Below are 23,420 nucleotides of genomic sequence, written 5' to 3' on the forward strand. Positions count from 1 at the left end.
GTGACAAACAGCTTCGAATAGAAGCTGTTTTGTTTTGAAAAATAAGAAAGGATGATGAAATGAATTTGAATAGAAAGACAATTATTGCGCTTGTAGTTGCAGTAATCATATTAATTTTGGCAATTTGTCTTTTTGTCTGGAAAAGAACTCAGCCTTCATCATCTTCTCAAACAAAACTAGCGTCTACCCAAACTCAACATATAGAAAAAGCTGAAGTACTGCCATTTCTTAACTTACAACAAGTAAAAGCTGATTATGCTTTGCCATTTTGTGAGAAGAAAAATTGTATTGATGTCGATATTCAAACGATAAAGACCCAAGATGCATGGCTAAATGAATGGATTGCTAAAAGTCAGGCTAAAGTGATCCAAGACCAAATTGATTTGAAAAAAGATCTAAGCTTGCAGCAAGCCATTAATGCCTATGTTAAAAAGTCTGATGAATGGCAAGATAAATATTCAAAGAATCGGGCTTACGAATTACATCTTCATACGCGTATTGCATCGCAGCGTAACCAATATGTTTTATTGCAATTAGGACTTGATACCAAGCAAGAAGAGCTCACGATTAAAGATCGTTATTACTTTTTTGTGGCCGACCGAAAACTTCATAAAAGCTTAGCTTTATTAGATGTTTTACAAAAAGATCAACAAACGACTGTGCATCAAATGGTGCAGGTGGCCTATCAAGACTGGTTAAAAAAACAGACTGCTGACATAAAGAAAGAAGCACCAAAAACTTTATATTGGGGACAAGCAGATTGGTTCTTTGATGGCGAAGGTGTTGGTTTACATTATCAGGCAAACCAGATCACTAAAGAAGCTCCACAGCTCGATATTTATTTATCTAAAGAACAAACCAAAAAAATATTACAACCCGAGGTTTATGAACAAATGTTTTAAGATGGTAGCAGAATTTGCAACCTCTATTTATATGCGCTAATTTCTTAGAAAAGGCTCTGTGTAATCTCCTTAGAATAAAAGGCAAAATATGATGTTATCTTCTAAAGCTTCACTGCGATTAACTTTGCTTGCTTCTGCTATATTTTTGGTGGCATGCCAACCTAAAGCTGATCCTAAGGATTCTCAAGAGCAGCAGAAACCAGCAGTCGAGGAACAAAAACCAGTAGAGCTGACTTTGAAGGGTGAAACAGTTCCTACTAAGGTTGCTTTACCGGATTGTGATGGTAAAACTTGTCCCGAATTCACAGTTGAACGTTTGCAGAGTAATTTTCCATTTATTGACAAAATTCTAGATCAGCAAATTTTAAAGACTTTAGGTCAAATTTTAGAGATTGCTGAACCAGATGCTAAAGTGAAGCAAGCCGATCAAAAAACAGAAGCTTCAGCAGTTGCGAGTGCAGAGCAAAAAAATAGTTTTGATGCGCAGGTTCAACGTTACGCCAATTCATTTATTGGTTTGGACAATGAGTTGAAAGCTTTAAGTAGTAATCATCAAATTAATCTTTTGGTGAAACCTAAAATCTTGCAGGCTCAAGGTAAAGTCGTAACCGTGGTACTGAATAGTAGTAGCTATTTAGGTGGAGCACATGGTTCTGCTGCACAGCATTATTATAATTTTGATTTAAAAGAACAAAAGCAGATCAAGCTTGAAGATTTGTTACGCCCACAGCAAAAAACTGCATTAGAAAAGTTAGCCCATGAAGCCTTTAAGACTTGGGTTGCAGACTCTAAACTGGCTGATAATGTGGGTGAGTATGAGCAAGCTTGGCCATTTAAGTTATCTGATAACTTCTTATTGGGTGAGCAAGGTTTAATTCTTCAATATGGTGAATATGAAATTGGACCATATGTGGTGGGATTACCTCGATTAGTCATTCCATATGACCAATTACAGGAAGTGTTGAAACAAGAGTATTTGCCACAGGCTAAAGCTAAACCAGCTTCGGCACCAGTTGCAAAAAGTGCTGGCTAATGCATTTGTTTGATACCCATACCCATTTCGATGTTGCCGATTTTGATGAAGATCGGCAACAGTTAGCGCTTAATGCCAAAAAAGTGGGCGTAGATGCATTAGTCTTAATTGGTTTTGTGCAGTCACGCTTTGATGAATTGGTGCAAACTCATCATCAGTTAAAGAGTTGGGAAAAAGTGCCAAATTCATATTTAGCACCAGGCTTACACCCGTTTTATATTGAGCAACATCAGCCAGAACATCTTTCTCAGCTGGAACATATCTTGCAGCAACAGGACTGTGTGGCGGTAGGTGAAATTGGCCTAGATACTTTCTTAAAAGAACATAAGCAGCCCGATATATATGCTAAGCAAAAACAATATTTTGCAGATCAGTTAGAGCTTGCAACTCAATACCAAAAACCAGTATTACTCCACATTCGAAAAGCGCATGGTGATGTGCTTGCTATATTAAAAGCTCAAAAATTTAAATTGGGTGGCATTGCTCATGCATTTAGTGGTGGGGTAGAAGAGGCAAAAGGCCTTATTAAGCTTGGTTTTAAAATTGGTGTGACAGGACAGATTACCAATCCGAACGCAAAAAAACTTCATACTGTTGTGCAGGCTATAGGTGCCGAGCACTTGGTGATTGAAACAGATTGCCCTGATATGACACCGCTTTGCTGCCAAACCTCAACTGAACAACGTACTCGTAATACTCCTGTTAATTTGCCTTATGTATTACAAAGTTTGGCTGAAAATTTAAATATGCCAGAGTCAGATTTGGCTGAGGTGCTGTGGAAAAACTCTCTCACTGCATTGAAATTATCGTAATAAAAATCAAAGATTAGAAATAGTAACTAAAACAAAACACAGCGATTAAAAAAGAAGCTTAAAGTAAGAAAACAACATGTAAAAACGTGAAAAATAACATTGCCAGACATGGGAGGATAACCCAATGGCTAAGTATAGCAGTATCAATAGTTTTAATGCTTTACAGACGCTAACAGTAGGTTCCAGCAATTATCAGATTTTTAGCTTAGCCCAAGCAGAGAAAACGCTAGGGGATATTGCCAAACTGCCGAAATCTTTAAAGGTATTATTGGAAAACTTATTACGGTTTGAAGATCAGCATAGCGTTAAAACGGAACACATTCATGCTTTAGCAGAGTGGTTAAAAACCCGTAGTTCAGATCAAGAAATTCAGTACCGACCTGCACGGGTTTTAATGCAGGATTTTACTGGTGTTCCAGCTGTGGTTGACTTGGCTGCCATGCGTGCAGCAATGGCACAAGCGGGTGGTGACCCTGAAAAAATTAATCCTTTATCCCCTGTAGACTTGGTTATTGACCACTCTGTGATGGTTGACCATTTTGCTGATGATCAGGCCTTTGAAGAAAACGTACAAATCGAGATGCAACGTAATGGTGAGCGATATCAATTTTTACGTTGGGGACAATCAGCATTTAATAACTTTAGTGTAGTGCCACCGGGCACAGGTATTTGCCATCAGGTCAATTTAGAGTATTTGGCTCAAGCGGTGTGGCTAGGTGAAGATAACGGTCAGACTTTTGCTTTTCCCGATACTTTAGTGGGTACAGATTCACATACCACCATGATTAATGGTTTGGGTGTTTTAGGGTGGGGTGTAGGGGGAATTGAGGCCGAAGCGGCTATGCTGGGCCAACCGATTTCGATGCTGATTCCTGAGGTCATTGGTTTTAAATTAACAGGAAAACTACCAGAAGGGATTACTGCAACTGATTTGGTGCTGACCATTACTCAAATGCTTCGTCAAAAAGGGGTAGTGGGTAAATTTGTAGAGTTTTATGGAGACGGCTTAGCCGATTTACCTCTTGCTGATCGTGCAACCATTGCCAACATGGCACCAGAATATGGGGCGACTTGTGGTTTCTTCCCAATTGATGAGGTGACACTAGGATATTTGAGATTAACTGGTCGTCAAAATGATCGTATTGAACTGGTTGAAGCGTATAGCAAAGCACAAGGTTTATGGCGAAATGCTGGTGATGAACCTGTTTTTACAGATACTTTAAGCCTTGATATGAGTACGGTTCAGGCAAGTCTAGCAGGACCAAAACGCCCGCAAGACCGAGTGCTGTTATCAGAAGTACCTAAAGCGTTTAATGCACTCATGGAGTTAACGCTAAAACCAGCAAAAGAAGCAAAAGAACGTCTAGAAAATGAAGGTGGTGGTACTGCTGTAGAGGCAAAAAAAGCAAATATTCAACATGAAAGTCCATCTTGCGTGATTGAAGGGCAGGAATACCCGTTAAATCATGGTGATGTTGTTATTTCTGCGATTACCTCTTGTACCAATACCTCTAACCCAAGCGTGATGTTAGCGGCGGGGTTACTTGCTAAAAAAGCCATTGAAAAAGGCTTGCAACGAAAACCATGGGTGAAAAGCTCTCTTGCACCTGGTTCTAAGGTCGTGACTGATTATTTGTTGGCTGCTGGGCTTACGCCGTATTTAGATGAATTGGGTTATAACTTGGTGGGATATGGTTGTACAACCTGTATTGGTAACTCAGGCCCATTACCCGAGCCAGTCGAAGATGCAATTCAATGCCATGATTTGAATGTTGCATCTGTACTTTCTGGCAACCGTAACTTTGAAGGACGTGTACACCCATTAGTTAAAACAAACTGGTTAGCTTCACCGCCTCTTGTAGTGGCTTATGGTTTGGTTGGGAATATTCGTACCGACCTGACAACAGAGCCTCTTGGTGAGGGTAAAGATGGACAACCTGTCTATTTAAAAGATATCTGGCCAAGTCAGGCAGAAATTGATGTTGTCTTGCAGAAAGTAAATACAGACATGTTTCATAAAGAATATGCTGCGGTGTTTGATGGTGATGAAAGCTGGCAATCAATTCAGATTCCAAAAAGTAAAACTTATGAATGGGCTGATGATTCGACTTATATCCGTCATCCGCCATTCTTTGAAGGCATTGGTGAACCACCAAAACCAATTAAAAATATTGAACAAGCAAATATCTTGGCAGTGCTTGGTGACTCAGTAACGACTGACCACATTTCACCAGCAGGTAATATCAAAAAAGACAGTCCGGCAGGTCGATATTTACAAGAGCAAGGTGTTGAGCCAAAAGACTTTAACTCCTATGGTTCTCGACGCGGTAATCATGAGGTCATGATGCGCGGGACCTTTGCCAATATTCGTATTAAAAACGAGATGCTTGGTGGTGAAGAGGGTGGTAATACCATTCATGTGCCAAGTGGTGAAAAGCTCGCTATTTATGATGCTGCAATGCGTTATCAACAAGAACATACACCGCTTGTGATTATTGCTGGTAAAGAATACGGAACAGGTTCTTCACGTGACTGGGCTGCCAAAGGAACAAACTTGTTAGGTGTGAAGGCAGTGATTGCTGAGAGCTTTGAGCGTATTCATCGTTCAAACTTGGTGGGTATGGGCGTGTTGCCACTACAGTTTGTTGATGGACAAACTCGACAGTCGCTCAACTTAACTGGTCATGAGGTGATATCAATTCGAGGTTTGTCTGATGGCGTTCAGCCTCATCAAATTCTTGAGGTTGATGTAAAAGGGCCAAATGGAGTCGCCAGCCACTTTAATGTGTTATGTCGAATTGATACGTTAAATGAGGTCGAGTACTTTAAAGCGGGTGGTATTTTGCATTATGTACTGCGGAATTTGATTGCTGGTTAATGTTATTTTGAGATTAATACCAATCAATATTTGTATTGGTTGGTATTGGAGGAATTATCACGGCAGAGCCTTGTCGTAAAAAATTCTAATGGTAGTAGCTTATAACCCTACTTTTGTTTTGGCAAAAGTAGGCAAAACCTGAGACGCGAATAGCAAAGATTAATAATCTTTGCCGTGTCGTAAAGCGAAAGCTGTGCTTGAGTGGAACTACGCACTTTGTTTGTCTTGCGTTCGGAGCAAACAGTGTTTGCTTGACCCTCACTCAGGCTGTGAATGGCTTTGGCACCAATCAGATAGCTGACTAGTGCCAAGTAGCAATTTGGTTTTGAAAAGCAGTAAAATACCTCCCGTGTTTTATATCCCCTCAAAGAGTAGCAATGACCGATCTTCAACAAGATGAATATGACCGCCGTTTTGCAGGTGTAGCCAAAGTTTATGGTGATTCATCGTTCCAGCACTATGAAAAAAGTCATGTGATGGTGATTGGTATTGGTGGTGTCGGTAGTTGGGCGGTAGAGGCTTTGGCACGTACGGGTATTGGCGAGATCACGTTGGTCGATATGGATGTGGTTGCAGCATCAAATGTGAACCGTCAGTTACCTGCAATGACATCAACTTTAGGCTGTGAAAAAGTTGAGATTATGGCGGAACGTTGTCGCCAAATTAACCCACGTATTAAAGTAAATATTATTGATGACTTCTTAACACCAGAGAATGTCACAGCGCTGTTAACCCCTGTACCCGATATTATTTTGGACTGCATTGATGACGTTAAAGCAAAGTTGGCTTTAATGCTCCATTGCCGTTTTAATAAAGTTCCGTTGATTGTGTCGGGTGGAGCAGGTGGTAAGCTCGATCCGCTTAAAATCCGTGTGGCTGATTTATCCAAAACAGAACAAGACCCAATGTTAGCGAAGCTACGTAGTCAACTTCGTGCTCGAGGCATCTGTAAAAAGCCGAAAGAGAAATTTGGAATTACTTGTGTTTACTCAATCGATAATCCATTTTCAAGTGCAGATGTTTGTCCTTCGGCTGGGCTACGCTGTGGTGGCTATGGTTCCGCAGTAGTGGTGACTTCAAGCTTTGCCATGATTGCTGTGGCTGAAGTTTTGAAGAAACTCGATTTGAAGAAAGCCTAATTTAAATATAAAAATAGCATGCTCTTATGTTGGAGGGCATGCTTTTTGTTTTTGAGAAAAACGATTTAATCATATAACTCTATAGTGTCGTGTTTGGGCTGTGTTGGAAGCTGCTGATCATAAAATTTAAAGCACCATAAAATTAGAACAACAACAGTGAAGATGGTGAAACCTTTAAAATACTTCATGATAATTCAATCAAGTGAGTGGTCTTGATAAAATTCTAGCAAAGGCAACCCATCTAATCTAATATAGAAAATAGACCTAATAATCTAATTTTGAGATGGTGATGCCCACATTAAAAAAATTTCAATATTTCATAAAAATTGTAGAAGAAGGGAGTTTTACTGCTGCTTCAGAAAAGCTCTTTATTGCTCAATCTGCTTTAAGTCGACAAATTAAATTACTGGAAGAAGAAATTGATTTTCAGTTATTTGATCGCACTGATAAGAAAATAAAACTTACAACGGCGGGAGAAGTCTTCTATAAAAAAATAAAAGATAATATGCATTATTTAAATGAAATCATTGGAGTTTCTAAGAATATTGCCGAAGGAAAAAATCGCCAGATTAAAATTGCTCACTCAAGCAGTATTATTATGGATGATAAAAAGGTTCAGATATTAAAAGAAATTAGCTTAACGCAAGAAATCAATTTTGAGGTAAACACTTTGTCATCTGAGCATCAAATTCTAGCTTTAATGAGCGGAGAAATTGATATTGGTTTGATTAGACCACCAGTTCGGCATACTTTAGATGAGATCAATATTGTTAAGCTATATGAAGAACCTTTAATGGTGGCTGTGCATGTTGATCATACTAAGTTTGCAAATAAACAAGAGATTCAAGTTAAAGATTTAAAAGATGAATATTTCGTTTCTACCCCTCATTCTAAGCGGGGAGGTTTGAGTTATTTAGTTTCAAACTTATGTGTAGGGGCTGGCTTCTGGCCTAAAGCAGCGGCGATCCAATCACGTAAGTTAAACCAATTACAGTTAGTCGCTGCAAATTTGGGTATTAGTATTGTTCCCCAAGAGTTTAAGCAAATATTACCCAAAAATGTAAAATTGATTCCTCTAGAAAATAAGAATCTTTTATCTGAAGTAGTTTTAGCTTACAGAGCAAACCAGAGTGATCTGATTCAACCCTATGTTGAGCAGATCTACCAGCTGCTGCAAGTGTGAGAGGTAATATGTTTAACTTCTGCTGAAATATTATTGTGGCCCAGTGTGTTCACTAATAGTAAATGTATATTCGGTATCACCTTCTAACTGACGTTCCTGAGATAGGATGTCCATTTTGGGGCGTTTATGCTGGTAAAATTCCAAATTGATACAACCACTATTGTTAACCTCATAGCGAATATAGTAACGATCAGGCTCTAGAAAAAATGTTGCTTCTTCAAATGAGTGCAAAGATAGAATTTTCTTCTTGTCGTGATAAATCACGGAAGGACAATCTAGTAGTCCATTTGAATATTGTTTTCGTATCACGTGGATCCGAGCTTTAGGAGTGGTTTCTTTTAATAAATATTGGGGCTGATAAATCCGTTTTTCAGGTACTTTTTTTAAAACCTCTTCAACTTTTGTATCTGGGGCAGCATACGTCATACTAAACGACGTCAGTAAGTAAAAGCTCAGCAATATTCTTTTCATAAAGTTCCATCATTATTTTTGACGAGTACAATATGAAAATAAAGCAAAAAAGAAGCCAAGCTGGATTCAAAATGTTTGTTTGATAAGGTGCTTGAAATGATTCAAGTGATTGAACATCTGGTTCTTAAGTAGCTTGCCCTAATCGGTAATAAGTATAGGTTACGCTATCATCTTTATAGACATCATAACTATTTTGTTTGAAGTCAGAGACCCATTCACTTCCTGTATATCCAGCAATATGTCCATAAACATGGTTACGGGTTCTGTGAATGATATAGATGTCGCCTTCTTGTGGTTCATCAAAGGCTGGATTAATTTCTTTATAGCCAATCTTTTTTAAGGTATCTCCCCAATCTGAAGCTGCGATTGGGTGGTTTTCGACATTGGCACCAGCAGATTCTAGTGCAAGGCGGATACTGCGTGCGCAACGAGCTTTACTGCGTCTAGAGGTAACACTTTCTAATTTTTCTACAAATTTATCAATATCTATGGCGGGAGTACTGGAAGTTTCTGTCTGATGATTATTGGGTTTCATGGTGAAGGGATAAGGGAGGCTTGGGGTGCTGTGGGATACAACAATGGCTGCCTGATTTGAATCCTGATACATGTAATTATCAGCTACTTGTCCGTCATAAATAATCATCGTGAAATCTCTACCGTGCTACTCATATCCATATTAAAAAAATCACCACCTACCTGTGGCGTTCAGAGATACTAATCGGCGTACCTTAAAAGTTTTGTTTATGTTATGTAATAACGTATCTTTTTTCCAGAGGTACCTGCTTCGGAGTAAAAAGATACTCATCAAAAGAGTGATTAAAAATAGTGAAATTTAAATTATTGATATCATTATAAATAAATAATTAACCAGAGCTTAAATTTGAATATTTTGCTTCAACATTTGCGAATATACTCAAAATCTAAGTCTCTGATTTAAAATGCCACATTTTCTTACAATTTAAGAAGTGCTCACAAACTTAAGCTTGCTGCTCTTTTAAATATTCCTCGGTACGCATTAGAGCTGCTTGCATGTTGCTAATAGCCTGTTCTACATCACCTAAAGTTTTTGCATTTCCACCACTTAGTGCCTGACGCCACTTTCGAGCACCTGGCAAGTTTTGGAATAGACCTAAGATATGACGCGTAATGATTGAAAGAGGAGCACCTTCAGCCATACGTTGTTCAATATAAGGCAGCATTTGTTCCATAATATCGAATCGATCAGGTGCCTCTAAATTCCAAAGCTGACCCATTTCCGCGAGTAAGTACGGATTATGGTAGGCTTCACGGCCAATCATGACACCATCAACATGCTGTAAATGTGTTTGAGTTTCGGCAAATGTTTTAATTCCGCCGTTAATTTCAATGGTGAGATGTGGACGTTCTTGTTTTAAACGATAAACATCTTCATAGCGCAAAGGTGGAACTTCACGGTTTTCTTTCGGAGATAGACCTTTCAAAATAGCGATACGAGCATGCACAACGAAGTAAGTACAACCTGTTGCCGCAACAGTATCTACGAAATGAAGCATCTCTTCGTAAGATTGCATGTCATCGATACCAATACGGTGCTTTACCGTTACGGGAATACTGACTGCTTTTTGCATGTTATGAATGCATTCAGCAACCAAGTCTGGTTCTGCCATTAAGCAAGCACCGATTTTATTGTTCTGTACACGGTCACTTGGGCAGCCAACATTGAGGTTGACTTCATCGTAACCCCAGTCTTCGGCCATTTTTGTGCAGGTCGCAAGCTCTTGCGGATTTGAGCCACCAAGTTGCAATACGATAGGATGTTCTTGTGCGCTATAGTCCAAATGACGTTTTGCATCGCCAAAAAGAATCGCACCTGTGGTCACCATTTCTGTGTAAAGTACAACATTTGGGTTAAACAGGCGTGCAAAGAATCGATAATCCTTTGTAGTCCAGTCCATCATGGGTGCGACAGAAATACGAGGTTGTAACGATTGAAGTGATTGCATAACCAATAGCCCAAAAGTCGCTAAATTAATGAAAGGGCAGCATTATACGAGGTTTATGCTTGAATCGACAGGGGCATTTAACCGAGTAATTTATAACCACCCTTGGGTTGAATATAGAAAGATGATTTATAACAAGTTACCTTATTGGGAAACCATTTTCTTTTTTTGTAAGATCGTATCGAACATGCTAAATAAAATACAAAGAACAACTAGTCCAATCCCTGCAAGGCAAGTCATGGTCCATCCACCACGGTTCCATGCAAAAATTCCTAATGCTGAACCGCCTGCGCCACCAATAAAGTAAGTCGTCATATAAATGGCATTAATACGAGACTTTGCATCTGGTCGTAAACGGAAAATAATACTTTGGTTACTGGTGTGTACGAGCGCGAGTGCTAATTGAATTAAAGCAAAACCAATAACATAAGTAGAAAGTAGAGTTTGTCCGAAGTAGAAACAAACCCAACTTACTAAGAACAGCCCGCAGCCCATCCATGTCAGTAAGCCAGTATGTCCTTGATCCGCATATTTACCAATGTAACGTGTTGATAAAGCACCGAAGATGCCCACTAAAGGCACTAGTCCAATAAAGAGATCAGGTAAGTGATGTGCTGAGGTAAGGAGTAAGGCGATAGTGGAATACAAGATACTTACTGCTGCAAAGGCGAAAGCACCTGTAAGCGCTCTTAATAATAATCGCTTTTCCTGCTTTAAAAGTTGAGCCATGGAAACAAAGATTTGCCCATAGTTCATTTTCATACGTAAGACATAAGGCAAGCGGCTTTTTAAGGTAAATGCTAGCAGCAGCATTAATACGCCGCTTACTACATACACCATTTTCCAGTGAAAAAGGTTCGAAAATAAGCCTGCCAGACTGGTAGAGAGTAAAATCCCCACTAATAAACCACTCATTAAAAAACCAATGATTTCGCCAGTTTTTTCGGGTTTTACAGTCATTGTGGCAAGAGGAATAAGCACTTGAGCGGCAACAGAAAACAAGCCTGCTAAAATTGTACCAATCCATAGCATAGGCAAGTTCACAGCAAAAGCAGAAGTAAATAGGCCAATTGCACAAAGCACCATTAAAAATGGAATGGCCTTGGCTTTATTAACGATGTCACCCATTGGAACAATAAAGAGTAAACCGAGGGCATAAGACACCTGAGCAAATGTCACTGTTAAAGCAGCTTGTGCTTGAGTTACAGCAAACTCTTGTTGAATCGAGTGAATCAGCGGCTGACAATAGTAATTCACACCTGCACATAAGCCACATGCTGCTGCCATCAACCAAAGCAAAGGTTTATTCTGACTGATATCTTCAGGGGTAGACATGATGTTCTCTCGATTTTATTAGGTGTATGCGGTTGCTTCGACTTCAATGAGCATATGCTCTAGTGCAAGGCGTGGTACAGGAATGAGTGTACAGGCTGGAAAAGGATGATTTTTCCATAAATTTTGCATAATTTTAATCAAAATTTGGTGTTTTTCATCTGAGTGGTTAACAACTAGAACTCTTAACACTGCAATGTTACTAAGCTCTGCATTGGCGGCTTTTAAAGCATGTTGAATGTTATTAATGGCTTGGATAACTTGTTCTTCAAAACTTGGGCTTAATTCACCTTTTGAGTTTTCGCCACCTTGACCTGCAATATGAATAATCTTTTTAAAATTTTCTACTACAGCCACATGACTATAAGCATTTGGGGTAGGGTCATATAAAGTTGATGGATTTATGATTTTAAAAGTTTCTTTATTCATGGAACTCAACCGTTCATTAAAATTTAGATGAGTATCCAACCTCAACTTAAGTTGAGGTCAAGAGAATTTAATGTTTTAGCCTTTTCTTTCTGAGTGTAATCATCATCACACCAGTAATATTGAGAAGGCAACCGACCCATTGCCACATATTTAAATGTTCATTTAAAAAAGCAACAGCAAGCAAAATCGTTAAAACTGGTCCAATCGAAGCAATCATTGCAGATTGAGAGGCACCTAATCGTTCAATACTTTGCATGAGCATAACGGTAGGTAAGACGGTCACTAAAAAGCCTAGACCAACCCCATACCAAATCACACTAGAGGGTAGCTGTAATAGAAGTTGAATAGGTTGAGGTGTGCTGAGTGCATAGTGGGTTAATGTGCCGATACAAGCCACAGTTAATGCTAACCCAGTGAAATTCCAAGAACCAAATTTCTTAATTAATGGTGGGGTTAATAGCAAATAGCCTGCAAAAGCTACAGCACTTGCAAATACTAAACTTGTACCTAACCAGAAGTTGCCCTGAATTGGTGCGTTGTTGTGCTCTTGAAGCATAACCAGCACGGTTCCACCATAACTAAGAAAAATGGCAAATAAACTTTTTGCATCTAATTTTTGTTTGTAGAGTAAGCTTGAGACGATGACAGTAAGCGTGGGATATAAAAATAGAATAATTCGCTCAAGAGAGGCACTAATAAACATGAGGCCCATAAAATCGAGCCAGCTGGCAAAGTAGTAGCCTAATAGACCGGCAAAAATTAAAATTAGCCAATCCTTCTTTTTTATGCCCTGATTATGATGCCTGTTAAACCAACAAATAAGTAGAAAGAACGGTAAAGCGCTTAACATGCGTAAAGCCATCAGGACTGTAGCATCTACTAATGGAGAAAGGGCATAAGTCTGTTTAATAAAGATTGCTTTTGTACTGAATAGAAAAGCAGAGCAAAGAGCAAAAAAAGACCCGATTTGAAACGAAGAAAACGAAATTTTCATATACAAGACTGTATAAGAGAGACTGTTGTCTACAAAAAAAGAAAAATCTTCCTATATTACACCTCAAATCAAATATCGTGAATCATCAGTTCAAAATATGGGTATTTATTAAATAAATATTGGGTGGTATTTTAAAAAAGTTCAATTAGAATCCAAATTCTGTACAAAGAATACACATGGGGGAAACATTGCAGCTTGCAATGTTTTTGACAATGAGAAATTAGCTTGAGGAACGCTCATGCAGATCGGAATCCCAACCGAAACTGTCGTCGGTGAAAATCGTGTAGCTGCTACGCCAGAGACAGTAAAGAAGTTGATTAGCGCTGGTCATAGCGTTGTGATTGAACGTGGTGCTGGTGTAAAGGCCGCGTACATTGACAGTGCTTATGAACAGGTCGGTGCAACCATTACGGATGATGCCTATACGGGTAGTCAAATTATTTTGAAAGTTCGCGCGCCACAAGGCGGGGAAATTCAAAAACTTGCAGCAAATACTGCTGTTGTAGCAATGTTTGATCCTTATCGTAATACCGAGCTAGATCAGTTTGCGAATCAGCAAGTTTCTGCTTTTGCTCTGGAATTGCTTCCTCGTACGCTTTCTCGTGCGCAGAATATGGACGTATTGTCTTCTCAGGCAAACCTTTCTGGTTATAAATCAGTTTTGCTTGCTGCTGCTGAATATCAGCGCATGTTCCCAATGCTTATGACTGCTGCTGGTACTGTAAAACCTGCTCGTGTTGTGATTATGGGTGTGGGCGTTGCAGGTCTTCAGGCAATTGCAACCGCAAAGCGTTTAGGCGCAATTGTTGAGGCGACCGATTTACGTCCTACAGCAAAAGATCAGGTTGAATCTTTGGGTGGTAAGTGGTTAGACGTACCAATGTCTGAAGAAGAACAACAACGTGCAGCGGATGCCGCTAAAAATGGTTATGGATGGATGCCGGGTGAGCAATACATCAAAGACCAAGCTGCGATTGTTGATAAGGCTGTTTCTAACGCTGACATCGTGATTACTACTGCGCTCTTGCCGGGTCGTGATGCACCACGTCTGATTAAGGCTGAAACTGTTGCCAAGATGAAACCGGGTTCTGTCATTTTAGATATGGCTGTTGAAACTGGCGGTAACGTTGAAGGCTCTAAAGTGGGCGAGACTGTTTTTACAGAAAATGGCGTGAAAATTTTGGGTATCCCAAATATTCCGGCAACTGTAGCGACAGAAGCTTCAGCGCTATATGCACGTAACGTTTTTAATTTCGTAGAGACTTTATTCGACAAAGAGAAAAACTTTGCGATTAATCAAGAAGACGAAATCCAAAAAGCCCTATTGGTCACTCATGGCGGTCAAGTACTGCTTAAGCGTGGTTAAGGAGATTTCTCATGGTTGAAACTATTACAATTTTCGTCCTTGCCATCTTCGTAGGTTATTACGTAGTTTGGGGTGTTACACCAGCTTTACATACGCCGCTTATGGCTGTAACCAATGCATTGTCATCTATTATTGTAGTGGGTGCGATGTTGCAAACTGTGGGTCTACCTATTTTGGGTGTAGATGCTAACGTTGCATTTCAAAGTGTAAATGTGGTGAGCGTACTTGGTGCGATTGCAGTATTTTTGGCAAGCATTAATATTTTCGGTGGCTTTGCAGTAACTGCACGCATGCTGGAAATGTTCAAGCCTAAGCAAAAGAAATAAGAGGGCTTTGACATGGAATTTATTCAAGCAAATGCGAACTGGTTGTACCTTGTAGGTGCAATTCTCTTTATCTTGACGCTTCGTGGCTTGTCTGGCCCTAAAACAGCAATTCAAGGTAACCGTTACGGTATGATCGCGATGGCGATTGCAGTTGTAACGACTTTCTTTGTTGCGAATAACCCAGTGATCTGGATGATTGTTGGTGCAATGGTGCTTGGTGCAATCGTAGGTATTGCACGTGCTCGTACTGTACCAATGACGCAAATGCCGGAAACTGTTGCGCTTATGCACTCTTTGGTTGGTTTGGCAGCTGTTTTAATTGCAATTGCTGCAATTTTACATAACAACCAATTAACTGAATTGTTTGCACAAAATGAAGCAGCTTTAACGGCAGCTGGTGTGCAACATGTGCACATGAGCAAAGTTCACTTATTTGAATTGTTTGTTGGTTGTTTCGTTGGTGCGATTACCTTTACTGCATCTGTGTTTGCGTACGGTAAATTGGCTGCGAAAAAATGGGCTAAAACAATTTCTGGTGCATGGGTTAAACCTGTTCAAGCGCTTATCTTTATTGCGATGTTGGCTTGTGGATTTTACTTCTTCACGACTGGCAACATGACTGCTTTCTGGGCAATGACAGCTCTTGCGCTTGCATTTGGCTGGGTATGGATTGCACCGGTCGGTGGTGGTGATATGCCTGTAGTAGTATCGCTTCTTAACTCATTCTCTGGTTGGGCTGCGGCAGGTATTGGTTTTACACTTGAAAACAACATGTTGATCGTTGCGGGTTCTCTCGTAGGTTCATCTGGTGCGATTCTGTCGTACATCATGTGTAAAGCAATGAACCGTTCGATCATCAATGTATTGTTTGGTGGTGCAATGGGCGGTGCAGCGGTTGCTACTGCTGCCAAAGGTGAGCAAGTTCAACGTAACCATCGTTCTGGTTCTGCTGATGATGCTGGCTTCTTGATGTCAAATGCTGACAGCGTTGTGATTGTACCTGGTTATGGTATGGCGCAAGGTCGTGCACAAAATGCTGTAAAAGAATTATGTGAAATTCTAAAAGAGCAAGGTGTTCGCGTTCGTTTCGCAATCCATCCTGTTGCTGGTCGTATGCCTGGACACATGAACGTATTGCTTGCAGAAGCGGACGTGGCATATGAAGACATCTTGGAAATGGATGAGATTAACTCAGACTTCCCTGCAACAGATGTAGTGCTTGTAATTGGTGCAAACGACGTTGTAAACCCTGCTGCGAAAGATGATCCAAGCTCGCCAATTTATGGTATGCCGATTCTTGAAGCTCATAAAGCGCGTACAATCATGGTGATTAAACGTTCTATGGCAACAGGTTATGCTGGTCTAGACAACGATTTGTTCTATAACGAAAAAACAATGATGATCTTTGGTGATGCTAAAAAAGTTGTTGAAGATATGACAAAAGCAATCAATGGTGGTGGTCACTAATCTGACCCCAATCAGGATTGTAAAAGCCACCCTTGGGTGGCTTTTTTATTTGGCTTATTTGTTTAAAGAAATTTTTCTACGAGGTTTAGAGATTGTTGATAGAGGTCGCGTGCCAGTTGCTGATTTTTGGCATGTAATGATTTCCAGTCTGGCATATGTGCGCTGACATATTCGCCATTACGGTTTTGCCAAGCATCTCCAGTTGCCATTTCTGTAATGAGATTTGCTGGAACTGAAGTTGGCACTAATCCTAATTTCATCGCTGCATAAACCGGTTTTGGTAAGTCACGATAAATATCGGAAGCAACACCGCCGGGGTGTAATGCATTATTAGTAATTGAGCTTCCAGCTAGCTGTTCTGCTAATGCATTACTAAATAATAAATTTGCAAGCTTTGATTGCCCATAATAGAACAGGGGATTGTAAAAACCTTCTGCACGAAACTTGTTGGGTTTAATTGAACCCACCCAGTGAGCAATAGATGCTAGATGAATAATACGTGCTTTCGGAGATTGTTTTAAAACTGGGAGTAATTTTTGGGTAAGTAAAAAATGACCTAAATAGTTAACCCCAAATTGTTGCTCAAAGCCTTCATTAGTCAATTGTTTGGTTTTGGCAAATAAGCCTGCATTATTAATAAGTACGTCAAGGCTGCCATAGCGATCAGCAATTTCATCTGCTGCTTTTCGGGTTAACTCAAGACTGTTTAAATCGAGGGAAACTAAATCGACTTGGCCTTGATTAAGTGAAAGTAGTTTGTTCTGCGCATCATGGGCTTTTTGTGGATTTCGGCACGCTAGAATGACGTGTTGCCCTTGTTTAACGAGTTGTTCTGCTGTAGCAAAGCCAATGCCCGTATTGGCGCCTGTAATTAATATCTTCACTTTCTGTACTCCGGTTATGCTATTTATTGGTGAGGACTTTCAGAAAATATATAGTGCTGCAAATCTGACAATTTGTCATGTCAAATTTGGTTGTAAGTGATGATTGGTATTTGTGGGGGTGATGGGATATTTGAAAATGGTTAAAATCTTTATTTAGTAAATAAAAAAGCGGCTCAAAAGAGCCGCTTTTTTTAAAAGCAAAATTTTAAGCAACCGACTCTGGAGCGGTACGCCATAAGCTTTCTAAATCATAAAATTTACGAGCTGTTGGTAGCATCACATGTACTACAACAAAGCCGAGATCAATTAAGATCCATTCTGCATCTCGTTCACCTTCAACGCCAATCGGGCGGAAACCGGCTTTTCGAGCTTCTTCTGCAACATTGTCTGCAAGTGCTTTCACATGACGAGTAGAAGTACCGCTCGCAATTACAATAGCATCAGCGACATTGCTAATTGAGCTAACATCTAACTGGAGAATATCTTTTGCTTTTACATCAACTAAAGCGTCGTGGACGACTTTGAGACAAGTTTGTACGTCTTTATTTGAGGTATTCATTGCGAAATCGTGAGAATTAGACACGCTGGGCGATGGTTCTAAATTCATATAGGGTATATTTTCCTGACAATTACTCACTATCTAATATAGTGGTTTTCGCGCTAAATTTCAAACAAAACTCGTAACAGTTTATATATTTACATCATCGGAAAAATACTTTTTCTTCCATGTAAATGACTGATTTGAAGTGTTTTCAGGCTTATATTCTGCTGCAATATAGTTTTGATAAGAACTTTGTTTTAACCAAGAAAAAATTTGTTCATAAGGAATTTCAGCTGTATCTGGCTCATGACGGCCCGGACAGTCCGCAAATTGAATATGACCAATTGAGTTAATATTCTCTTGTAAACCTTCAAGAACGTCTTCGCCCATCATTGCCATGTGATAGCAGTCATATTGCATTTTTAGAATAGGGTCGTTGACTGCTTCTAGCATTTCTTGTGCCTGCGCAATATTTTGTACTAAAAAGCGGGGCATATCTGTACCGTTAATCATTTCAAAAACGGGTTCTATATCGTGTTCACTGAGTAAGTTGCACGCAAGTTTTAAATTAGCTGCTAAGGTTTTTAAACAAGGCAGTAAGTCGGCATCGAGCGGTTGCTTGCCCGCTAGAATATTAACACGAGGAACCTTTAAAGCTGTGGCATAGCTAATGGCTAACTCTAATGCTTCATGGAAAGCTATTTCTTGGCCGGGAATGCCTGCTAAACCGTTTCCGCCTTGCATAAGGTCACCCGCAGGCACATTAATTAGACACAGACTAAGATTATAGCGTTCGAGTTGAGTTTGAATATCTGCAATAGTTAATTCATAAGGGAATTGAATTTCTACATATTCAAAGCCCTGTGCATGGGCTAGAGCGAAGCGTTCAATTAAAGGAACTTCGGTAAAAATCATGGATAAATTGACTGCAAGACGACCCATACTCAAACTCCGTTTATTTTTGCTCTACTAATTGAATCATAGTAGCTAAATCTTTCTCAGCAAAGCCATTTTTTTGGTGAGTTTGTAGCTGTAATAGAGCTTTTTGTGCAACTGGGATGTCTAAATTAACATTGTTAGCCAATGTTACTGCGTTATTAAGATCCTTAGATAATGTTTGAACTTTCCACTGAACTGGCTCAAAGGTATGAGTTGCCATACGTGGAGTTAGAATTTGAAAGGGTTTAGAGTCCGCAAATCCGCCTGCTAAAGCTGGAGCGAGTAAAGTCGTATCTACACCAGCTCGGTCTGCAAGCGCGACAGCTTCAGCAATAAGGGCGCTGTTGGCTGCAACAATCAGTTGATTACAAATTTTGGTGGCTTGGCCAGTTCCTGTATCGCCCATTCTCGTTACACGTTGAGATAGAACATTATAAACAGGCGTTAGTTCCGTAATCATTTGAGCATCACCGCCTGCAAAAATGACAAGTGTGCCTTGTTCTGCTCCAGCTGTTCCGCCTGATACAGGTGAATCAATCCAAATAGCGTCATGTGTGGCAGCTGCTTGAGCAAGCGTTTTTGTTGCAGCAACAGATAAGCTTGAGAAATCCACAATAACTTGTTCAGCTTTTAAGTTAGGCTGAATTTTTTCAAATACTGCCTCTACGGCTTTATCATCTGCTAGACAGATTAAAATAATAGGGTAGTCACCAATATTTGAAAGTTCTAAAGGTTGGGCGCCGATATCAATCAGTTCTTCACATGCAGAGAAGGTTCGATTCCAAACCGAAACTTGAAAGCCGGCTTGAATAAGGCGGGTTGCCATCCGACTTCCCATAAGCCCCATACCTAAAAAAGCAATAGGGGTATTACGATCAAAATTCATCATCTAAGCTCTTTATTTATATTGGCGTGGTAAAAAATTAACTTCCGGATGTTTGTCTTTTTTACGAGCAAGTTTGCTATTTTTACCAAGTAATAATTTAAGTTGCCAGATTTTTTCTAGACGTAATGATTTTTCTGGTTGATGCTCCATTGCATCAAGTACACGTTTTGCTGCTGTGAGGGCATCAGGTGAGCGTTGTAACATTTCAGCTGCAATCTCATTTGCTCTCTCTAGAGGTGAGTCACTTAAATGAGTCACAAGACCGATTTCTTTTGCATAATTCCCGTCAAAAACACGGGCAGTTAAGGTGAGTTCTTTTGCAAGGTCAACGCTAATTAAACCTTTTAATGAGCGAGTAAGCCCCATATCAGGAACTAAACCCCAACGGCTTTCCATAATCGACATTTTTGTTTCTGGATGAGAAATTCGAATGTCGGAAGCCAACGCAAGTTGCATACCCGCGCCGAAACAATATCCTTCTAATGCAGCAATAACTGGGACAGGTAAATTCTGCCAAGTCAGAAATGCTTTTTGAAAAAGACTTTGTCCGGGTTTTACAAGTTCCCAAATGGCAAAAGCAGAGTTTTTCGGATTGTTTAGGTCGGATAAATCAATTCCAGCACTAAACACATTCCCTTCGCCTGTCAAAATAACACAGCGAATATCTCTATCCTTTTTAATTGCTTTTGCAGTTGAAACTAACTCTTTTAATAAGGCAAAACTCATTGCATTGCGTTTGTCTGGACGGTTTAAATATACCGTTGCAATGCCATTATTTTTTTCAATACGTAAGAGTGCCATGAGATTCCCGCTTCTTTTTTTATAGATGAACGGAGCATAACATGGCTGTAATTTGGAAACATGACAGCCCAGTCATGCCTCTTTGATAGAGATGTTAGTCAGGAATCACCAAGATTTGATGGGCTGCACTTTCTACTTCTTTAACGACAAGACCTAGTTCATTAAAGCGCTGCATCACTTCTTCAATGAAACCTTCATCTGCTATACGGCGTTCTTTACGCAGCGTTGAAATAAACTGTTCAAAGTCACCGGTCACTTGTTGTAGTTTTGGGGCGCCTACATAGCGAGTAGCACCATAGAGGCGATGTAAAACATGCTCAAGCTGAGGGAAGTCTTCAAGTTCAATGAGCTGCTGCATTTCATCTAGTTCAGTTGGAAAACTATCAACTAACATTTTAAGTAGATCTTGCGCTAAGTCTTCTTTATTTGCTGCAAGCTGCAAACTTTGTTGCCAGTTTAAAATTTGTGGATCTAAAGCTTCCGCAACGACATGATGGTCTTTATCTAAAGCTTTTGCTGTAAAGTTGTTTTTAGTCCATTGCGTTAAGATCTGGATGATTTGCTCCATTTGGATTGGCTTGGTGACATAGTCATTCATGCCTACTTTAAGGAGTTTTTGTTTTTCATCGGCAAGTGCATGGGCAGTGAGCGCAATAATTGGTAATTGCATTTCTCCGTCTAAAGTCGATTCTAAAGAGCGAATAGCACGAGTGGTATCAATGCCTGACATGACAGGCATTTGAATGTCCATAAACACTAAATCAAATGGTTTAAGTTTCTGGTCAATTCGCTCTTGGATCAGGTTAAGTGCTTCTTGTCCACTGAGTGCTTTAGTTGTTTTAACATTGAGTTCACCGAGCAAGGCTTCTAAAACAATTAAGTTAGGAAGATGGTCATCTACTGCCAGAATGTGTAAACCCTGACCATTAAAGTCTTGTTGTTCCTCTTCAAAAATAGGCTGATCATTTAATAATTGAATAAGTCCACTTCGACTTAATGGTTGATATAGAGGGCGAGCACGGTATTCACTGAGCATGTTTGGCTCAAGCGTCATTTGATAGCCATAGACGGCTAAATTACCTTGATAACGGCTACGTATTTCTTTTAATAATGCCTCTGTGTCGCCGCTATGGTCAACAATGAGCCATGTATTATCTTTCTGATCAAGATGTTTTAAGCGGCTAAACAAGTCCAAAATCGATTGAGTTTCGATGTGAGGAACATGGTAGTTTTCAAGGTAGTAACGTAAAACACTTGCTGTAGCAGGGTGTGCAAGATACGACACCACTTGTAAATGTTCAAAGTGCGGGTGTTCGATTTCGTAGTCTTCATCTACCACAAATTGTGCGGTAAACCAGAAGGTTGAGCCTTTTTCAGTTGGTGCACGTTCTTGGTTATCTTCAAAGCCAATTTGACCATGCATGAGATGAACAAGCTGTTTAGAAATAGCTAAACCTAAACCTGTACCACCAAATTGACGTGTAACTGAGGCATCACCTTGCGAGAATGATTCAAATAGTTTTTTACGGTCTGTGCCACTTAAACCAATACCACTATCTTGAACACTGAAATGAAGCAGACATTGCCCAATATCATCATGTTCCATACGAACGCGAACAATAATTTCACCATCAGGAGTGAACTTGATCGCATTAGAAATCAAGTTGGTCAAGATTTGCTTGAAGCGTAAAGCATCGCCAATCACTTCTTGTGGAATGTTGTCCGCATAGTAAAAAGCCATGGCAATATGTTTTTGAGCAGCCAATGGAGACAGCATATCCATGACATCAAAGATGGCTTCTTCTAAATCAAAAGGTGCTGTTTCAAGTTCTAATTTACCCGCATCAATTTTTGAGAAATCTAATACATCGTTAATTAATGCCAATAAATGGGCAGATGACTTGCGAATGGTTTGCAAATAAAGATTTTGCTCATTATTTAAATTTTGCTGACGAAGCAATAAATGAATAAAGCCATCAATACTGTTTAGAGGTGTTCGAAGCTCATGACTAATATTGGCAAGGAAAACTGACTTCGCTTGGTTTGATGAAATCGCTTGGTCACGTGCTTGACGATAAGTAATGTTTTGGACTTCTAAGGTGTCTAGTGTTCTGCGTAAGTCTTCTTCTGTTTGTTCAGTGTGTTCTTTTAATTCTAAAAAGCTAAAGTGTAATCGCTTAACAACATTTGCAATATCACGCTGTAGTAAGCGTAGCTCCCCAGTACTGTTAATAACTAGGTGCTGGTCTAGAGTATCTGCATTTAGGCGTTGTAACTGCATGCGAATTTCATACATCGGCGCAATCCAGCGACGAGAGTAAAAATTCAAGCACAGTAAAAGTAATAATAAGGTCATTAATCCAGTAATGACGAGGGCAATCATAATGCGATAACGTGCCAACTCTAGAGGCTGGTTATCCATTTCAATCATTAACCAAACTGGGGCTTTTCCAGCTTTATTGCTAATTTGCAGTCCATAAATATTATTGTGGTTATAAGAGATTGGACCAAAAAAACTATTATTACTAGGAAAGCTCGGCCAATAACGATTATCGCGATAACCAATACTTAAATAAGTCTGTCCATTGTTATCAATTAATACCGCGCGTTTAAGATTTTTTTCGCTAAACATGCTTTGCATAATGTGCTGGGCATGATCGTATTCATCGGGCTCTAGTTCGACTAGCGTATATAGATCTTTCGCAATTTGATTGTAGCGAGCTAAAATTGCTGAGGCGTGATGTAGCTGTTGTTGTTTTACCGAATGTGACGTTTCAGTTAAAACCAGAAAAGCACCGACCCCTGTTAAAATCATAATCGGCACAAAAATTAGAGCAATCAATTGCCCATATGCATGATTCAGACGTAAGCGTTTCGATAAGGTTTTATTGAAATTAGACATGGCTACATCAGATTTATCTCTCTGTACGGCATCTTATCACGCTTTATTTTAAAACAGACGGCATTTTATAAATGACCGAGCTTTAATCGCTTTCATGAAAAAGCATATTGAAATGGGTGCAGTAGCGAGCATTTTTTCATACAATAGGCGCACCTC

At 39.7% G+C, this 23,420-nt stretch carries 22 protein-coding genes; 9 read left to right on the forward strand and 13 right to left on the reverse strand.

Features of this window, described 5'->3' with window-relative positions; all coding sequences use genetic code 11:
* Positions 1–59 precede the first annotated feature (59 nt).
* The 5 genes from F886_RS05290 to F886_RS05310 all read left to right on the forward strand — a co-directional run bounded on the left by F886_RS05290 (position 60) and on the right by F886_RS05310 (position 6,764).
* Complete coding sequence (locus F886_RS05290; protein WP_005302336.1) at positions 60–902, forward strand: hypothetical protein; 843 nt, start codon at positions 60–62, stop codon at positions 900–902.
* 91 nt (positions 903–993) lie between these two features.
* Positions 994–1,935 carry an RsiV family protein gene (locus tag F886_RS05295; protein ID WP_034590854.1) on the forward strand — a complete coding sequence of 314 codons (942 nt, stop codon included), beginning with the start codon at positions 994–996 and terminating at the stop codon, positions 1,933–1,935.
* A complete protein-coding gene (locus F886_RS05300; protein ID WP_005302340.1) occupies positions 1,935–2,747 on the forward strand; it encodes a TatD family hydrolase in 813 nt (270 codons plus the stop codon). The genes F886_RS05295 and F886_RS05300 overlap by 1 nt, the downstream gene beginning before the upstream one ends.
* A 124-nt stretch (positions 2,748–2,871) precedes the next feature.
* Entirely contained in the window at positions 2,872–5,625 is a 2,754-nt protein-coding gene (acnA, locus tag F886_RS05305; RefSeq protein WP_005302343.1) for an aconitate hydratase AcnA, read from the forward strand.
* Between the two features lie 377 nt (positions 5,626–6,002).
* The gene (locus tag F886_RS05310; RefSeq protein ID WP_005302346.1) at positions 6,003–6,764 is read left to right on the forward strand and encodes a tRNA threonylcarbamoyladenosine dehydratase; all 762 of its coding nucleotides are present in this window, start codon (positions 6,003–6,005) and stop codon (positions 6,762–6,764) included.
* 65 nt (positions 6,765–6,829) lie between these two features.
* Here the strand turns inward: F886_RS05310 and F886_RS19635 are convergent, their stop codons facing one another.
* A complete protein-coding gene (locus tag F886_RS19635) occupies positions 6,830–6,952 on the reverse strand; it encodes a hypothetical protein (RefSeq protein WP_081399206.1) in 123 nt (40 codons plus the stop codon).
* A 95-nt stretch (positions 6,953–7,047) separates the two neighbouring features.
* On the opposite strand from F886_RS19635, the gene F886_RS05315 reads away from it, so the two are divergent.
* Positions 7,048–7,947, forward strand: coding sequence for a LysR family transcriptional regulator (locus tag F886_RS05315; protein WP_081402095.1), 900 nt, complete (start codon positions 7,048–7,050; stop codon positions 7,945–7,947).
* Between the two features lie 30 nt (positions 7,948–7,977).
* On the opposite strand, the gene F886_RS05320 is transcribed toward F886_RS05315, so the two are convergent.
* The 6 genes from F886_RS05320 to F886_RS05345 all read right to left on the reverse strand — a co-directional run bounded on the left by F886_RS05320 (position 7,978) and on the right by F886_RS05345 (position 13,152).
* Positions 7,978–8,373 (reverse strand): hypothetical protein, encoded by a 396-nt coding sequence (locus tag F886_RS05320; protein WP_081402096.1) that lies wholly within the window; start codon positions 8,371–8,373, stop codon positions 7,978–7,980.
* 169 nt (positions 8,374–8,542) lie between these two features.
* Positions 8,543–9,061, reverse strand: a complete 519-nt coding sequence (locus tag F886_RS05325; protein WP_005302354.1) for a hypothetical protein — start codon at positions 9,059–9,061, stop codon at positions 8,543–8,545.
* Positions 9,062–9,395: 334 nt separating this feature from the next.
* Positions 9,396–10,400, reverse strand: coding sequence for a tRNA dihydrouridine(20/20a) synthase DusA (gene dusA / locus F886_RS05330; RefSeq protein ID WP_005302357.1), 1,005 nt, complete (start codon positions 10,398–10,400; stop codon positions 9,396–9,398).
* Positions 10,401–10,541: 141 nt separating this feature from the next.
* Positions 10,542–11,732 (reverse strand): MFS transporter, encoded by a 1,191-nt coding sequence (locus F886_RS05335; RefSeq protein ID WP_005302359.1) that lies wholly within the window; start codon positions 11,730–11,732, stop codon positions 10,542–10,544.
* Between the two features lie 18 nt (positions 11,733–11,750).
* On the reverse strand, positions 11,751–12,158 hold the full coding sequence (locus tag F886_RS05340) for a RidA family protein (RefSeq protein WP_005302362.1): 408 nt from the start codon (positions 12,156–12,158) through the stop codon (positions 11,751–11,753).
* A gap of 67 nt (positions 12,159–12,225) precedes the next feature.
* The gene (locus F886_RS05345) at positions 12,226–13,152 is read right to left on the reverse strand and encodes a DMT family transporter (RefSeq protein ID WP_005302365.1); all 927 of its coding nucleotides are present in this window, start codon (positions 13,150–13,152) and stop codon (positions 12,226–12,228) included.
* A gap of 238 nt (positions 13,153–13,390) precedes the next feature.
* Here F886_RS05345 and F886_RS05350 point away from each other — a divergent pair, with 238 nt between their 5' ends.
* From F886_RS05350 to F886_RS05360, 3 genes are read left to right on the forward strand one after another with little or no spacing between them, the layout of a single operon-like run.
* Positions 13,391–14,518, forward strand: a complete 1,128-nt coding sequence (locus tag F886_RS05350) for a Re/Si-specific NAD(P)(+) transhydrogenase subunit alpha (RefSeq protein WP_004794594.1) — start codon at positions 13,391–13,393, stop codon at positions 14,516–14,518.
* Positions 14,519–14,529: 11 nt separating this feature from the next.
* Complete coding sequence (locus F886_RS05355; protein ID WP_003654992.1) at positions 14,530–14,844, forward strand: proton-translocating transhydrogenase family protein; 315 nt, start codon at positions 14,530–14,532, stop codon at positions 14,842–14,844.
* Positions 14,845–14,856: 12 nt separating this feature from the next.
* Entirely contained in the window at positions 14,857–16,311 is a 1,455-nt protein-coding gene (locus F886_RS05360; RefSeq protein ID WP_004794591.1) for an NAD(P)(+) transhydrogenase (Re/Si-specific) subunit beta, read from the forward strand.
* Between the two features lie 62 nt (positions 16,312–16,373).
* Here the strand turns inward: F886_RS05360 and F886_RS05365 are convergent, their stop codons facing one another.
* The 6 genes from F886_RS05365 to F886_RS05390 all read right to left on the reverse strand — a co-directional run bounded on the left by F886_RS05365 (position 16,374) and on the right by F886_RS05390 (position 23,264).
* Positions 16,374–17,195, reverse strand: a complete 822-nt coding sequence (locus F886_RS05365; protein ID WP_005302369.1) for an SDR family NAD(P)-dependent oxidoreductase — start codon at positions 17,193–17,195, stop codon at positions 16,374–16,376.
* A gap of 205 nt (positions 17,196–17,400) precedes the next feature.
* Complete coding sequence (rsfS, locus tag F886_RS05370) at positions 17,401–17,802, reverse strand: ribosome silencing factor (protein WP_004794586.1); 402 nt, start codon at positions 17,800–17,802, stop codon at positions 17,401–17,403.
* 81 nt (positions 17,803–17,883) lie between these two features.
* Complete coding sequence (locus F886_RS05375; RefSeq protein WP_005302374.1) at positions 17,884–18,678, reverse strand: hydroxypyruvate isomerase family protein; 795 nt, start codon at positions 18,676–18,678, stop codon at positions 17,884–17,886.
* Between the two features lie 13 nt (positions 18,679–18,691).
* Positions 18,692–19,561, reverse strand: coding sequence for an NAD(P)-dependent oxidoreductase (locus tag F886_RS05380; RefSeq protein ID WP_005302377.1), 870 nt, complete (start codon positions 19,559–19,561; stop codon positions 18,692–18,694).
* A gap of 12 nt (positions 19,562–19,573) precedes the next feature.
* Positions 19,574–20,362 carry a crotonase/enoyl-CoA hydratase family protein gene (locus tag F886_RS05385; protein WP_005302380.1) on the reverse strand — a complete coding sequence of 263 codons (789 nt, stop codon included), beginning with the start codon at positions 20,360–20,362 and terminating at the stop codon, positions 19,574–19,576.
* Between the two features lie 94 nt (positions 20,363–20,456).
* Positions 20,457–23,264: a GacS-like sensor histidine kinase gene (locus tag F886_RS05390; RefSeq protein ID WP_005302384.1), complete on the reverse strand. Its 2,808-nt coding sequence runs from the start codon at positions 23,262–23,264 to the stop codon at positions 20,457–20,459.
* Positions 23,265–23,420: the final 156 nt, after the last annotated feature.

The sequence above is a fragment of the Acinetobacter sp. NIPH 542 genome, from assembly GCF_000369825.1.
In the GTDB taxonomy this organism is placed as follows: domain Bacteria; phylum Pseudomonadota; class Gammaproteobacteria; order Pseudomonadales; family Moraxellaceae; genus Acinetobacter; species Acinetobacter oleivorans.

Bases quoted from the DNA above. Each gene is read 5' to 3' on its own strand.
- F886_RS05345 (WP_005302365.1), bottom strand. From the start codon at position 13,152: ATGAAAATTTCGTTTTCTTCGTTTCAAATCGGGTCTTTTTTTGCTCTT.
- F886_RS05335 (WP_005302359.1), bottom strand. From the start codon at position 11,732: ATGTCTACCCCTGAAGATATCAGTCAGAATAAACCTTTGCTTTGGTTG.
- F886_RS05360 (WP_004794591.1), top strand. From the start codon at position 14,857: ATGGAATTTATTCAAGCAAATGCGAACTGGTTGTACCTTGTAGGTGCA.
- F886_RS05385 (WP_005302380.1), bottom strand. From the start codon at position 20,362: ATGGCACTCTTACGTATTGAAAAAAATAATGGCATTGCAACGGTATAT.
- F886_RS05380 (WP_005302377.1), bottom strand. From the start codon at position 19,561: ATGAATTTTGATCGTAATACCCCTATTGCTTTTTTAGGTATGGGGCTT.
- F886_RS05355 (WP_003654992.1), top strand. From the start codon at position 14,530: ATGGTTGAAACTATTACAATTTTCGTCCTTGCCATCTTCGTAGGTTAT.
- F886_RS05320 (WP_081402096.1), bottom strand. From the start codon at position 8,373: ATGACGTATGCTGCCCCAGATACAAAAGTTGAAGAGGTTTTAAAAAAA.
- dusA (WP_005302357.1), bottom strand. From the start codon at position 10,400: ATGCAATCACTTCAATCGTTACAACCTCGTATTTCTGTCGCACCCATG.
- F886_RS19635 (WP_081399206.1), bottom strand. From the start codon at position 6,952: ATGAAGTATTTTAAAGGTTTCACCATCTTCACTGTTGTTGTTCTAATT.
- F886_RS05310 (WP_005302346.1), top strand. From the start codon at position 6,003: ATGACCGATCTTCAACAAGATGAATATGACCGCCGTTTTGCAGGTGTA.
- F886_RS05340 (WP_005302362.1), bottom strand. From the start codon at position 12,158: ATGAATAAAGAAACTTTTAAAATCATAAATCCATCAACTTTATATGAC.
- F886_RS05325 (WP_005302354.1), bottom strand. From the start codon at position 9,061: ATGATTATTTATGACGGACAAGTAGCTGATAATTACATGTATCAGGAT.
- F886_RS05290 (WP_005302336.1), top strand. From the start codon at position 60: ATGAATTTGAATAGAAAGACAATTATTGCGCTTGTAGTTGCAGTAATC.
- F886_RS05375 (WP_005302374.1), bottom strand. From the start codon at position 18,678: ATGGGTCGTCTTGCAGTCAATTTATCCATGATTTTTACCGAAGTTCCT.
- F886_RS05350 (WP_004794594.1), top strand. From the start codon at position 13,391: ATGCAGATCGGAATCCCAACCGAAACTGTCGTCGGTGAAAATCGTGTA.
- F886_RS05315 (WP_081402095.1), top strand. From the start codon at position 7,048: ATGGTGATGCCCACATTAAAAAAATTTCAATATTTCATAAAAATTGTA.
- F886_RS05300 (WP_005302340.1), top strand. From the start codon at position 1,935: ATGCATTTGTTTGATACCCATACCCATTTCGATGTTGCCGATTTTGAT.
- F886_RS05295 (WP_034590854.1), top strand. From the start codon at position 994: ATGTTATCTTCTAAAGCTTCACTGCGATTAACTTTGCTTGCTTCTGCT.
- acnA (WP_005302343.1), top strand. From the start codon at position 2,872: ATGGCTAAGTATAGCAGTATCAATAGTTTTAATGCTTTACAGACGCTA.
- F886_RS05390 (WP_005302384.1), bottom strand. From the start codon at position 23,264: ATGTCTAATTTCAATAAAACCTTATCGAAACGCTTACGTCTGAATCAT.
- rsfS (WP_004794586.1), bottom strand. From the start codon at position 17,802: ATGAATTTAGAACCATCGCCCAGCGTGTCTAATTCTCACGATTTCGCA.